Annotated in this window: 13 protein-coding genes and 1 pseudogene; 7 read left to right on the top strand and 7 right to left on the bottom strand. The window is 64.3% G+C overall.

Features of this window, described 5'->3' with window-relative positions:
- Window positions 1-10 precede the first annotated feature (10 nt).
- The 6 genes from IG197_RS31600 (at window position 11) to IG197_RS31575 (ending at window position 6,352) form a co-directional block, all read left to right on the top strand.
- Window positions 11-1,141: a CaiB/BaiF CoA-transferase family protein gene (locus tag IG197_RS31600; RefSeq protein ID WP_192320782.1), complete on the top strand. Its 1,131-nt coding sequence runs from the start codon at window positions 11-13 to the stop codon at window positions 1,139-1,141.
- Window position 1,142: 1 nt separating this feature from the next.
- Window positions 1,143-1,973, top strand: a complete 831-nt coding sequence (locus tag IG197_RS31595; RefSeq protein ID WP_192320781.1) for a MaoC family dehydratase N-terminal domain-containing protein — start codon at window positions 1,143-1,145, stop codon at window positions 1,971-1,973.
- A gap of 26 nt (window positions 1,974-1,999) precedes the next feature.
- Window positions 2,000-2,791, top strand: a complete 792-nt coding sequence (locus IG197_RS31590) for a CoA ester lyase (RefSeq protein ID WP_246765475.1) — start codon at window positions 2,000-2,002, stop codon at window positions 2,789-2,791.
- A 21-nt stretch (window positions 2,792-2,812) separates the two neighbouring features.
- The gene (locus IG197_RS31585) at window positions 2,813-3,562 is read left to right on the top strand and encodes an electron transfer flavoprotein subunit beta/FixA family protein (protein WP_192320779.1); all 750 of its coding nucleotides are present in this window, start codon (window positions 2,813-2,815) and stop codon (window positions 3,560-3,562) included.
- 160 nt (window positions 3,563-3,722) lie between these two features.
- Window positions 3,723-4,661, top strand: coding sequence for an electron transfer flavoprotein subunit alpha/FixB family protein (locus IG197_RS31580; RefSeq protein WP_192320777.1), 939 nt, complete (start codon window positions 3,723-3,725; stop codon window positions 4,659-4,661).
- On the top strand, window positions 4,658-6,352 hold the full coding sequence (locus tag IG197_RS31575; protein WP_192320775.1) for an electron transfer flavoprotein-ubiquinone oxidoreductase: 1,695 nt from the start codon (window positions 4,658-4,660) through the stop codon (window positions 6,350-6,352). Before IG197_RS31580 ends, IG197_RS31575 begins: the two co-directional genes overlap by 4 nt.
- 120 nt (window positions 6,353-6,472) lie before the next feature.
- On the opposite strand, the gene IG197_RS36970 is transcribed toward IG197_RS31575, so the two are convergent.
- From IG197_RS36970 to IG197_RS31545, 6 genes and pseudogenes are all read right to left on the bottom strand, one after another.
- A complete protein-coding gene (locus tag IG197_RS36970; protein ID WP_371746600.1) occupies window positions 6,473-6,550 on the bottom strand; it encodes a hypothetical protein in 78 nt (25 codons plus the stop codon).
- A gap of 162 nt (window positions 6,551-6,712) precedes the next feature.
- Window positions 6,713-7,714, bottom strand: a complete 1,002-nt coding sequence (locus IG197_RS31565; protein ID WP_192320773.1) for a tyrosine-type recombinase/integrase — start codon at window positions 7,712-7,714, stop codon at window positions 6,713-6,715.
- Window positions 7,711-8,529, bottom strand: a complete 819-nt coding sequence (locus IG197_RS31560; RefSeq protein WP_192320771.1) for a tyrosine-type recombinase/integrase — start codon at window positions 8,527-8,529, stop codon at window positions 7,711-7,713. Before IG197_RS31560 ends, IG197_RS31565 begins: the two co-directional genes overlap by 4 nt.
- Window positions 8,486-8,710: pseudogene (locus IG197_RS31555) on the bottom strand (IS3 family transposase); the annotation flags it as partial. The pseudogene IG197_RS31555 and the gene IG197_RS31560, both read right to left, overlap by 44 nt.
- A 116-nt stretch (window positions 8,711-8,826) precedes the next feature.
- A complete protein-coding gene (locus tag IG197_RS31550; protein WP_192320770.1) occupies window positions 8,827-9,516 on the bottom strand; it encodes an SMC-Scp complex subunit ScpB in 690 nt (229 codons plus the stop codon).
- 5 nt (window positions 9,517-9,521) lie between these two features.
- Window positions 9,522-10,646, bottom strand: a complete 1,125-nt coding sequence (locus IG197_RS31545; RefSeq protein ID WP_371746596.1) for a DUF1403 family protein — start codon at window positions 10,644-10,646, stop codon at window positions 9,522-9,524.
- Between the two features lie 19 nt (window positions 10,647-10,665).
- On the opposite strand from IG197_RS31545, the gene IG197_RS31540 reads away from it, so the two are divergent.
- Complete coding sequence (locus tag IG197_RS31540) at window positions 10,666-12,069, top strand: site-specific integrase (protein WP_192320768.1); 1,404 nt, start codon at window positions 10,666-10,668, stop codon at window positions 12,067-12,069.
- 93 nt (window positions 12,070-12,162) lie between these two features.
- Here IG197_RS31540 and IG197_RS31535 read toward each other — a convergent pair whose 3' ends face one another.
- The gene (locus IG197_RS31535; protein WP_192320766.1) at window positions 12,163-12,456 is read right to left on the bottom strand and encodes a DNA-binding transcriptional regulator; all 294 of its coding nucleotides are present in this window, start codon (window positions 12,454-12,456) and stop codon (window positions 12,163-12,165) included.
- Window positions 12,457-12,554 lie beyond the last annotated feature (98 nt).

Genomic DNA, 12,554 nt, shown 5'->3' with positions numbered 1-12,554 from the left:
AGGGTTTGTCATGAGTGTGCTAGACAACATTCTGGTCGTCGCCATCGAGCAGGCCGTCGCCGCGCCACTGGCGACTGCCCGTCTTTCGGACGGCGGGGCCCGCGTCATCAAGATAGAGCGGGCTGACGGCGAAACGGCGCGCCATTACGATCGCACGGTCAAGGGCACCAGTGCTTATTTCGCTTGGCTGAACCGTGGAAAAGAAAGCGCGGTGCTCGACCTCAAGAACCCGCAGGATCTTGCCGTCGCACATGCGATGGTCGCCCGCGCCGACGTCTTCGTACAAAATCTGGCGCCCGGTGCGGCCGCGCGCCTAGGCCTTGGCGGACGCGACCTCATCGCCCGCCACCCACGACTGATCGCCGTCGAGATCGTCGGCTACGGGCAGGACACCAGCGCCAAAGGCATGCGCGCCTATGACATGCTGGTGCAGGCGGAAAGCGGTCTTTGCGCCGTCACCGGCACGCCGGAAGTGCCTTCCAAGGTTGGCGTATCGGTGGCCGATATCGCCACAGGCATGAGTGCGCACGCTGCCATCCTGGAAGCGCTGTTGGAGCGTGCCCGCACCGGCAAGGGCAAAGTCATCGAGATCGCCATGTTCGACGCGGTGGCCGACTGGATGACCGTGCCGCTGCTGCATCTGGAGCATGCCGGCCGTGAAACTTCCCGCCACGGGCTCTCGCACGCCTCGATCTACCCTTACGCCCCCTATTGCTGCAAGGACGGCTCGATCGTCATTTCCGTTCAGAACCCGGCCGAGTGGAAACGCTTCTGCAATGTGGTGCTGGAAAGGCCGGAATTGATCGACGACCCGCGCTTTGCCGACAATCCCGCCCGCGTTCGCAATCGCGATGCGCTCGATGCCGAGATTGCCCCCCGCTTCGCCCGCCTAACGCTGGCGCAGGCAATGGAGCAGCTGGAGCGTGGCGATATCGCTTGGGGCCGAATTTCGCAGCTTCACGAGCTGTCTGTTCACCCGGCCCTGCGCCGCATCGACGGCGCGTTGCCCGGCGGCGAGGCCTTTACCCTGCCGAGACCTGCCGGCCGAACCGACAATGACGCACCGAAGCGCGTGCCGGGGCTCGGCGAACACAGCGATGCCATACGCGCCGAATTCGGTGTACCAGTCGAGGTGACGTAACATGAGCGATCCCGTATCGGCCCGGATCGGCAGGCAGCGCACGGACACCGACGTGCTGAGCGAACGGCTAGTCGCGAGTTTCGTGGCAACGCTCGATCCCTTCCTCGCTTCGTCGGACCCTGGTCAGGCACCCCTATGCGCTCATTGGTGCTTGGTTCCACCGCTGACACGTACCGTGGACCTGAAGGCCGATGGCCATCCGCCTCTCGACGACTTCCTGCCGCCCTGCGATCTGCCGAGGCGCATGTGGGCGGGCGGCGAGATCGAGTTCGGGCAGCCGCTGGCGGTCGGCGAGACCGTCGAGCGGCGCTCGACTTTCGACTCGATTTCCGAAAAGGAGGGCAAGTCCGGGCGGCTCCGCTTCGTCGCGATGCGCCATGAATTGGCCGGCGCATCGGGCGGCTACGTCACCGAACGCCAGGACATCGTCTATCTGCCCGCCAGCCGCCCGGAGGCTGCGCCGCGTGCCGATCTCGGGGAAGCTGCCGATTGCGATCTTGCCTGGGAGGTCGAAGCCACGACTTCCCTGCTGTTCCGTTACTCGGCGCTGACCTTCAACAGCCATCGCATCCACTACGATCTGCCCTACGCCTGCAACGAAGAAGGCCTTCCCGGCCTGCTTGTCCATGGCCCGTTGCAGGCGACGCTGCTTGCCAACCTCGCCGCCGCGCTCGCACAGGGCCGGCCGAAACGCTTCGTCTATCGTGCGGTGTCGCCGCTGGTTGCCGGCGGCATTTTCCGGGCCAAGGCTCGTCGCGAGGGCAGCGACATCGCCTGCTGGACGGAAAGTGGGACCGGCACCGTTACCATGACTGGAAAGGCTTTCTGGTGAGAACCCTGCCCATCGCTCCCCTCTTCGTGCCCGGCGACCGGCCCGAACGTTTCGGCAAGGCGGCGGACAGCGGCGCCGACACGGTGATCCTCGATCTCGAGGACGGCGTCGTGCCGGAAAAAAAAGCCGCTGCACGCGACGCAGTGGTCCGCCATGGGCTTAGGTCGGGCGTCCCCGTTTGGGTGCGCATCAATGCCCATGGCTCGCTGTGGTTCGCCGATGACATTGCCGCGCTTCGCGCAGCACGCGTGGATGCCGTGATGCTGCCTAAGACGGAAGAAGTGGCGGAGGTCGAAGCGATCGCGGCGGCGTTCGGCCGTTCGATACCGGTCGTCGCGCTGATCGAGACCGCAGCCGGCATCGCTGGTCTTGCGAAGACGCTGCGAGCCGAAAACGTGATTGGCGCCGCCTTCGGATCGCTCGACTATGCGCTGGACCTCGGTTGCGACCCGCTTTGGGAGACGCTGCTGTTCGCGCGCAGCGAGATCGTGCTGCGCTCGCGCGTGGCCGGCCTGCCAGCGCCGATCGATGGCGTTTGCACAGCCACTGGCGATGCTGAGCTTGTTAGGCAGGACGCGGCAGCAGCGGCCGGACTCGGCTTTGGCGGCAAGCTTGCCATCCATCCTCGGCAGGTAGCAGCCATCGCTGCAGCCTTCCGCCCCAGCGACGCCGACCTCGCATGGGCACAAGAAATTGTCTCGCTTGCCGGGGACGGCAAGCCTGTCAAGGTCTCCGGGCAGATGGTGGATCGTCCGGTTCTCGAACGGGCGCGCCGGATTGTGCGCTCATTCGATGCCCTTAGGCGAAGCCAAGGATAGATTAACAAGGAGATTTGTCACATGAAAGTTCTCGTGCCCGTGAAGCGGGTTGTCGACTACAACGTAAAGATTCGCGTGAAGTCGGACGGCTCGGGCGTTGAGCTTGCCAATGTGAAGATGTCGATGAACCCGTTCGACGAGATCGCGGTGGAAGAAGCGATCCGCCTGAAGGAGGCCGGCAAGGTCGAGGAGATCGTGGTGGTCTCGATCGGCCCGGCGCAGGCGCAAGAGACGTTGCGCACGGCGCTCGCCATGGGTGCGGACCGCGCCATCCTGGTCAAGGTCGAGGGCGAAACCGAACCGCTGGGCGTGGCCAAGGTGCTGAAGGGCGTGGTCGAGGCGGAAGCGCCGGGCCTGGTGATCCTGGGCAAGCAGGCGATCGACGACGACGCCAACCAGACCGGGCAGATGCTGTCGGCGCTGCTGGGCTGGAGCCAGGGAACCTTTGCCTCCAGGGTCGAGATCGAGGGCGATCAGGCCAAGGTGACGCGCGAGGTCGATGGCGGCCTGCAGACGGTAAGCCTGAAGATGCCGGCCATCATCACCACCGACCTTCGCCTCAACCAGCCTCGCTATGCGTCGCTGCCCAACATCATGAAGGCCAAGAAGAAGCCGCTGGACGAGAAGACCCCGGCCGATTTCGGTGCCGATGTGGCCCCCCGCCTGAAGGTGCTGAAAACCGAGGAGCCGGGCGGCCGCAAGGCTGGCGTCAAGGTCAAGGACGTGGCCGAACTGGTCGACAAGCTCAAGAACGAAGCCGGCGTGCTCTAGAGAATTCCGATGAGGCCGGCCTGCAAACGGCTGGTTTCCGCGCTTCCGGTGCTCACGTACTGAAGTACGCTCCGCTCGTCACCTTCGGTGACCCCGAACAAACCGTTTTCGCCGCGGCCTGATCGGAATTCAAGCTGCTGATGAAATAAGGGAAAAAGAAATGGCAATTCTCCTCATCGCCGAACACGACAACGCAACCCTGTCGGACCAGACGGCCAAGGCGCTTTCCGCCGCCCTCCAGATCGGCGCGGATGTCGACGTGCTGGTGGCCGGCAAGGGCGCCAAGGCGGCCGCCGACGCTGCCGCCAGGCTGAAAGGCGCGCGCAAGGTGCTGCTGGCCGAGGCCGACGAACTCGAGCAGCGCCTGGCCGAGCCGCTCGCCGCCCTCGTCGTGTCGCTGGCAAGCGGCTACGACACCATCGTCGCGCCGGCCACCGCCAGCGGCAAGAACGTCGCCCCGCGCGTCGCCGCCCTGCTCGATGTGGCGCAGATTTCGGAGATCATCGAAGTGGTGAGCGCCGACACCTATCGGCGCCCGATCTATGCCGGCAACGCCATCCAGACGGTGCAGTCGGGCGAGGCCAGAAGGGTCATCACCGTGCGCACCGCCTCCTTCCCGGCAGCCGGCGAGGACGGCTCGGCTGCGGTCGAGACGGTGAACGCCGCCGCCGATCCCGGCCTCTCGAGCTTTGTTGTAAACAAGCTGTCGGGCAGCGACCGGCCGGAGCTGACCTCGGCCAGGATCATCATCTCGGGCGGGCGCGCGCTCGGCTCCTCGGAGAAGTTCCAGGAGGTGATCCTGCCGCTGGCCGACAAGCTGGGTGCCGCCGTCGGCGCATCCCGCGCCGCCGTTGATGCCGGCTATGCGCCCAACGACTGGCAGGTCGGCCAGACCGGCAAGGTGGTGGCCCCCGACCTCTACATCGCCTGCGGCATCTCCGGCGCCATCCAGCACCTGGCCGGCATGAAGGATTCCAAGGTCATCGTCGCCATCAATAAGGACGAGGAAGCCCCCATCTTCCAGGTCGCCGATTACGGCATCGTCGGCGACCTCTTCACCATCCTGCCGGAACTCCAAAAGCGATTTGACGCGCAATGATCGGGGAAAAGGAGCCGCATGAGCGTGAAAGCATGAAGTTCGACGTGGTCATCGTCGGGGCCGGGCCAGCGGGTCTGGCAGCGGCGATTCGGCTTAAACAGGTCAACCCCGAGCTTTCCGTCGTCGTTCTCGAAAAGGGCGGCGAAGTCGGTGCGCATATATTGTCCGGGGCCGTCGTCGATCCCCTCGGCGTAGATCGCCTGCTGCCTAACTGGCGCGAGGATGCCGACCACCCTTTCAAGACCCCCGTCACCGACGATCATTTCCTGGTGCTCGGCCCTGCCGGTTCGGTGCGCTTGCCCAACTTCCTGATGCCGCCGCTGATTAACAATCACGGCAACTACATTGTGTCGCTCGGGAATGTCTGTCGCTGGCTTGCCGCCCATGCCGAGGCGCTCGGCGTGGAAATCTATCCCGGCTTTGCCGCTGCAAGCCTGATCTACAATGATGACGGAGCCGTCACCGGTGTTATAACCGGCGATATGGGCGTGGAGCGCGACGGCTCGCATGGACCCGCATTCGCGCCGGGCATGGCGCTGCTTGGCAAATATGTGCTGCTCGGCGAGGGCGCACGCGGATCGCTTTCCAAGCAGGCGATAGCGCGCTTCGGCCTCGACAAGGATCGCGAGCCCGGCAAGTTCGGCATCGGCTTGAAGGAGCTGTGGCAGGTCAAGCCGGAACACCACAAGCCGGGCCTCGTGCAGCACTCCTTTGGCTGGCCTTTGGACATGAAGACCGGCGGCGGTTCGTTCCTCTATCACCTCGAAGACAATCTGGTCGCTGTGGGCTTCGTGGTTCACCTCAACTACAAGAACCCCTATCTCTCACCCTTCGAGGAATTTCAGCGCTTCAAGACGCATCCGGCGATCCGCGGCACCTTCGAGGGCGCCAAGCGCATCTCCTATGGCGCGCGCGCCATCACCGAAGGTGGCTGGCAGTCGGTGCCGAAACTGACATTCCCTGGCGGTGCGCTGATCGGCTGCGCGGCCGGCTTCGTCAACGTGCCGCGCATCAAGGGCTCGCACAATGCGATCCTGTCGGGCATGCAGGCGGCAGAGCATGCCGCGGCAGCCATTGCCGAAGGCCGCGCCAATGACGAACTTTCGGCCTATGAGGCCGGTTGGCGCGCTAGCGCCATCGGCAAGGATCTCAAGCGCGTCCGCAACGTCAAGCCGCTCTGGTCGCGCTTCGGCACACTGATAGGCGTCGGCCTCGGCGGGCTGGATATGTGGCTGAACACTTTGTTCGGATGCTCGCCCTTTGGCACCATGAAGCATGGCAAGCCGGACTATGCCACGCTTGAACCTGCCGAAAAGCACAAGCGTATAGATTATCCGAAGCCGGATGGCGTGCTGACCTTCGATCGCCTGTCATCGGTGTTCTTGTCCAGCACCAATCATGAAGAGGATCAGCCGATCCATCTTCAGGTCAAGGACATGGAACTGCAGAAGCGTTCTGAATACAGCCTGTTCTCAGGCCCGTCGGCACGCTATTGCCCGGCCGCCGTCTATGAGTGGGTCGACGCCGACGGCAATTCGATTGCCGCCGAGCCTGGGCACGCCGATGCGCGCTTCGTCATCAACGCGCAGAACTGCGTCCACTGCAAAACCTGCGACATCAAGGACCCCAACCAGAACATCAACTGGGTGCCACCCCAGGGCGGCGAGGGGCCGGTCTATCCGAACATGTGAGCCCGGGGTGCGCCAGATCGGTGGCGCTGCGGCCTCACAACGCAGGACGATCTAGAGTCTAAGCCTCTCCTGCGGCATCCACCACAATAATGTAAGCGTTCGCTGCGGGCCGCAGGTGTCCTAGCTTGACGGCTTGAAGTTCCACGGAAGCAGGTCATCGAGGCGGCTTTGAGGATGGCCACTTGCGATAGCAGTCAGGGTTGACTTGAGATAGGCGAAGGGCTCGACGCCGTTGATCTTGCAGGTTTATGCCGCACGCCGAACTATGCCGAGCGCCTATCCCGATCGTAGCGGTATGAAGCGCTTTGCCCGCGATTTTCGACCGAAACCGGTCTCTGACACTCGGCATAGTTTTGTCGTTCAAAGGGCGTTCAGGAATTCCAGAAGCCGGTCGTTTGGTCGAAATCGTTCGGCCCTTCGGCGTTCATATGGCTTCAGCTTGGCAAGCGCGGATTCCTTCAGTTCAAGATGTGCGTGAAGGTAGGTCAGGGTCGTTTCCATCGTCTCATGGCCCAGCCACAGGGCGATGACCGAACAATCGACGCCCGCCTGCAGCAGCTCCATGGCAGCGCTGTGCCGCAAGACATGGGGCGACACGCGCTTCGAGCGAAGGGTGACGCAGTGCTCACGCGCCTTGGCGACATATTTGTTCAGCAACGCCTGCACGCCGTCGGAGCTAAGCTTGCCGCCGTGCACGTTCGGAAATAGAGCCGTTGCGCCGCGCTTCCTGGGTTCCTTGAGCCAGCACTGAAGGGCTTGCTGTGCAACCTTGGTGAGCGGCGTACTTCGCTCCTTCCGGCCCTTGCCGATACATCGCACATGGGCACCGCGGCCGAGCATCACCGAGTCCCGGTCGAGATCGACGATCTCCGACACCCGCAGCCCCGTTTGCACAGCCAGCAACAGCAGAGTGTGATCGCGCCGACCCAGCCATGAGCTACGATCCGGGTAGGCTAGGATCGCTTCAATCTCGGGTCTGGTGAGAAACTGAAGCTGCCACTTGTCGCATCGCTTGCTCGGGATCGCGAGCACGCGTTGAATGTGGGCGCTGTATGCCGGCTCCTCGAACGACGCATATCTGAAGAAAGACCGAACTGCCGTGAGACGGAGATTCCGCGTCCTTACCGAGGCGGATCGGCTCGTCTCAAGGTCCTCCAGGAATGCGCCAATGAAAGGCGCGTCGAAATCCCGAAGCGTCAACTGCGACGGGAACTTGCCAAGGCGTGTCTGCGCGAATGCAAACAGGAGCCGGAAGGTGTCGCGATAGGAGGCGATGGTGTTGGAGCTTACGCCTCGATGCCGCATGAGACGATCGGTAAACCACCGCTCGGTCAGCACGGCCAGGTGGTTCGCGCCGCTCATGAGCGAACCTCCCACCGCTCATCCAATCGTCGTGCGGCATGGGTCATCAGTTCCGGCGTGGCGGACAGGTACCAGTAGGTGTCGCGAACATTGACGTGGCCGAGAAAGGTCGAGAGGACCGGCAGTTCGCGCTCGACGTCTTCGCCCGCACGATACCAGTTGATCAGGGCCTGGACGGCGAAACGATGGCGGAGATCGTGAATCCGCGGACCGTTGCGTTGCCCCTTCTGCCGCAGTCCGATCTGTCGCGACAGCTTCCAGAACACGCGGTGTACGTATTGGTGCAGCAATCTCCCGCCCTGCTCGGCGACAAAGAAATAGGGGCTGCGCGGCGTACCGAGATGCGCGTCGCGTCGCGCGGCATAGTCCGACAGCACGGCGACCGTCGTGGCATGGAGCGGGACCAGCCGCGACTTGCCGAACTTCGTCTCGCGAATGGTGAGAATGCCCTGGCCGAGATCGACGTCGTCCCTGCGCAGGTTGAGCGCTTCGGAATGGCGCAGCCCGGCCACCGCTATCAATCCGAACAAGCAATGATATGTCCAGCGGCGCAGGGCCTTGGCCGGCGGCAGCGTCAGTGCCGCTGCCAGAAGCGCCGAAATCTCGGCATCGCTATAGATGTAGGGCTTTGCCCGCCGCGGCGCCGGCACGGCATCTTGAGGTGGCACTTCCGTCATGGGATCGAAATGAGCAAGGTGCTGGGCGAAGCAGCGCACATCGGTCAGGCGGATGGACCAGCTCGGTTGCCGGCCGATCGACGTCACCCACTCCATCGCCAGCGCTGCGGTGATGGTCTCGGCGCCGCGAGCTTCCATTATACAGGCTCTCGGCAATCCCCTCGCGCCGGCACAGCGCCGCGATCGACTCTTCGTCGCGTAAGCCTTCCAGCACGATGCGGATCTTCTCCTCGGCCGAATATTGCTTGCGGGTCGCACGGCGGATGTCTTTGATGACCTGCTCTGCCGGCGCTTTCCCGGTTCCGGATTTCTGTCTCATCTTCGCTCCTTTGAAAGGCTACGATGAACCAGAAATCCTCCGTTCTCAGTTAAGCCGCTTTGGTCCCATCAGTGCTGACGCCGGACAAGTTTCGATGATACGCGGACAAATCAACGTCAGGCACCCTCTTCGCCGATCGACCATACGATGGGAATATCCCCGGCCAGAAGCTTCTCCCTGCTCAACAGCCCGGCGTCCTCGAGCGCCTCAAAATCGGGCAGGTCGCGCAGCGTGTTAAGCCCGAACTCCAGCAGGAATGCCTGCGTGGTGACGTAGGTGTAGGGTGCGCCGGGCTGCGGTGCGCGCGGGCCGGACGCGATCAGGCCGGCGCCGCGCAGATGGCCGATCAGGTCGCGGGAAATTTCCTTGCCGAAGAACGAGGAGAGTTCTCCACGCGTGATCGGCTGGAAGTAGGCGATTGCATTCAAGACCAGAACCTCCGTTTGCGTCAGGTCCACTGCGCGTTCGCCACCGCCGATCGCCGCGCGGATGGCGTCGGCATAGGCCGGCCGCGTCAGGTGCTTCCAGCCACCAGCGACCGCGACAAGGTCGTAGGGCCGGCCGCGCAGCTCCTCGCGAATGTCGTCGATGAGGAGATCGAGGCTGCAGCTTTTGCCGACGATGCGGGCGAGCGTCTCGCGGCCGACCGGTTCGCTCGCCGCAAAAATAGTAGCCTCGACCCGGTGCATCCATTCGCGCCAGCGCGCCTCCGGCGGCAGGTGCTCCAGCTCACGGTCAAACAAATGGTCATTTGCCCGGCCGTCGCCTGCTTGACCCTTCCCGCGCCTACGCGTCGCCTCGGCCATCTGTCCTAAAGCCCGTAGACGCGGAAGGTGGCGCGGCCGGACAGCTCGCGAACGGCGCCTAAGCTCACCAGCCGGTCGAACAGCCGGCGCAGGCCGCGATCGCTCATGCCGGTTGTCTCGTCGCCGCGCGAGGCGACGAGTGCATCTTTGTCCAGCAACCGGTCGACGACCGCATCCGCTCCCTTGGCCCTGAGTTTCGGCGCGATGGCGAGTAGGCGATCCGCGCGGCGCCCGAGCTCGGCTGAAAGATCAATGGCGCGCAGGGCTGCCCGCGCCACCGCGGCGAGCAGGTTTTTGGCCCGGTCGGTGTCTGTGTCGAGACCCGTTACCGGAAAGGCGGCTGCCGGTCGACGCGATCGGCCTGAACTCAACCCTATCCCGGTTCCCAACAATGGAGCGGCATAGGCCCAGCCCAGCCGCTCAGCCAGCAGAGCATCGGCGAGCCAAGCCCCGACCGGGTGTCCCAAGCCGTATCGTTCCGCGGCGATGAAGGCGCCGGTGAGCATCCGCACCGTCTCGACGCCGGCGCCGAGCTGCCGCAGATCGGCGGCCAGATCGCTCGCAGCCTCATCGTCGCGGGCATGGCCAAGGTCCTCAAGAACCTTGGCGATGCTCGCCTCCGTCAACAACCCCCCGGCGGACTGCGTCGCCAGCCGGCGCCAAGCGAGCAGCATCCGGCCGCCGGGCCCGGCGTCGTCGCCCGGCCGCGTGAGCAGCACGGCGTCGCGCAATTGGGTCTCATCCTCGACGCGGCCCGCCTGCCTGGCCGTCGCCGCGGCCGCCGCGAGCGCCAGCCGCTGCCGCCAGGCGCCGGCCCATTTTTCCTCGCGGCGCACCACCGCGTCGAGCGCAGCGATGGCAGCGCCTGCGGCGAGCGCTATGTCGTCCACGCCTTGTGCGCCAAGGCTTTGCGCATCCGGAACCACCCGGCGCAGCCAAATCGGAACCGCCGCTATCGGCATGGGCGAAGGGGCGCCGGGGAACAGGCGGAGACGCGCAACAGGGGTTTTGGCCACAGAATCATCACGCGCAGAATGAATCACGGCGGCGCTTTTGGCAATTGAATTGCGCGTTAACCGCCGCGCCTGTCGTGTATAAATAATGACCGATAACGTTGCCTTATCATTCATTTGATGGCCTATTGCCGAAATGGCCTCTCACGTCGCGCAAAACCCGGAAAACCATACCGAGCTACCTTCTGCTCGACGAGAGAGCGCGTCGGAAAACGCCTTTCTGGACGATAACCGCCCAGCTGGCGACATTCCGGTCGACGATTTGCCCGATATCATCGACCTGGTGATGGCGATGGGGCAGCAGGCGGAGGCGGCCATCGAGCCCGGCGCTGTCGTCGGTGCCGACGGCGGCCTGGCCCTCCGCTATGGCTCTCAGCCCTTCGGGCGTTCGCAGTCCTTCGAAAGGTCCACCGGACCTTCCGATACGCCGGAAGGCGCACCGGACACTCACCGTTCGTCACTCGAAAAGCCAAATCGTTGGCTTTCCGCCGGCGATGCCGACCGCTCCTCACCCCCTGCCCTCGCGTCCGGCGACGTCTCGCCCGTCCGCCGCCATCCGGGCCAGCTTGATGAGCTGGCCGAGCGTGCGCGCGGTTATGTCAAGGCGGCCAGTTCCGCCAACACCCGCCGCGCCTACGCCGCCGACTGGAAGCACTTTTCCGACTGGGCCCGGCGCCAGGGTTTTGCCACCATGCCGCCGGATCCCGAGACCGTCGGGCTCTACATCACCGCGCTCGCTTCCGGCGCCGGCATCGGCGACAAAAAATCCGTGTCGACCATCGAACGACGGCTCGCGTCCCTGAGCTGGAACTATGCCCAGCGCGGGACAGAAAAACTCGACCGGAAACACCGTGCCATCGCGACCGTCATGGCCGGCATCCGCAATGCCCACGCCCGCCCTCCCCGGCAGAAGGAAGCGATCCTGCCCGAAGATCTGATCGCCATGCTGGAGACGCTCGACAGGGGGACCCTGCGCGGCCTGAGAGATCGGGCGATGCTGCTGCTCGGTTTCACCGGAGCGCTGCGCCGCTCGGAGATCGTTGGCCTCGATTGCGGCCGCGATCAGACCCAGGATTCTTCGGGCTGGATCGACTTTTTTCCCAAAGGCCTGCTGGTGACGTTGCGCGGAAAAACCGGCTGGCGCGAGGTCGAGATCGGCCGTGGATCGGCCGACTCCACCTGCCCTGTCGTGGCCCTGGAGACCTGGCTGAACCTTGCCCGCGTTTCCCATGGCCCACTGTTTCGCCGCGTGACCGGTCGAGGCAAAAAGGTCGGCACCGAACGGCTCAACGACCAGGAAATCGCCCGTCTGGTCAAACGTACCGCCCTTGCCGCCGGCGTCCGCGGCGACCTGACCGAGGCCGAACGGACCGGGCTTTTTGCGGGCCATTCGCTGCGTGCTGGCCTTGCCTCATCGGCCGAGGTCGAGGAGCGCTACGTGCAGAAGCAGCTCGGCCATGCCAGTGCCGAAATGACCCGCAAATACCAGCGCCGCCGCGACCGTTTCCGCGTCAACCTGACCAAAGCGAGCGGGCTCTGAAAGAGCCCTCCCCCGCCGACGGCAGGTCAGGAGCAGTGACCACAACCCCGGACAAGCCTCCGGGTTGCTCCTTTGAAAAGCTCGGACGCGTCGCTATCCCGCGGTATGAATTGCCCGCTCGACGGCCTCGGGTTCTTTCTCGATGACCGCCAGCAAGATCCGCGCCGTGTGATCGGGGCTACGCCGATTCTGTTCCCAGTCGCGCAGTGTCGCGACAGGAATGCCGAACCGGTCGGAAAAGCGGACTTGTGACAGTCCGGTCTTCCGGCGAACGGCCACAACGTCGACCTTTTCAGGCACAAAGGCCCGCGCCGGGCCAACCCGACCTGCAGCAATCGCCGCAGCCTCATGGGCGCTTTCCAGCAAATCCTTGGCAAACTCGCTCATGTCTTTTTCTCCCGCGCTTTAGTCCTGGCGGCTTGCCGATAGGCATCGGCAATGGTCGGCAGAACCTTGGCCAGATCGTTCTTTTCGTCCTGAGACCA

The organism is Aminobacter sp. SR38 (genome assembly GCF_014843375.1).
In the GTDB taxonomy this organism is placed as follows: Bacteria; Pseudomonadota; Alphaproteobacteria; order Rhizobiales; family Rhizobiaceae; genus Aminobacter; species Aminobacter ciceronei.
Note: the sequence above shows the minus strand (reverse complement) of the source record. Positions and strands in the feature narration are given on the sequence as shown.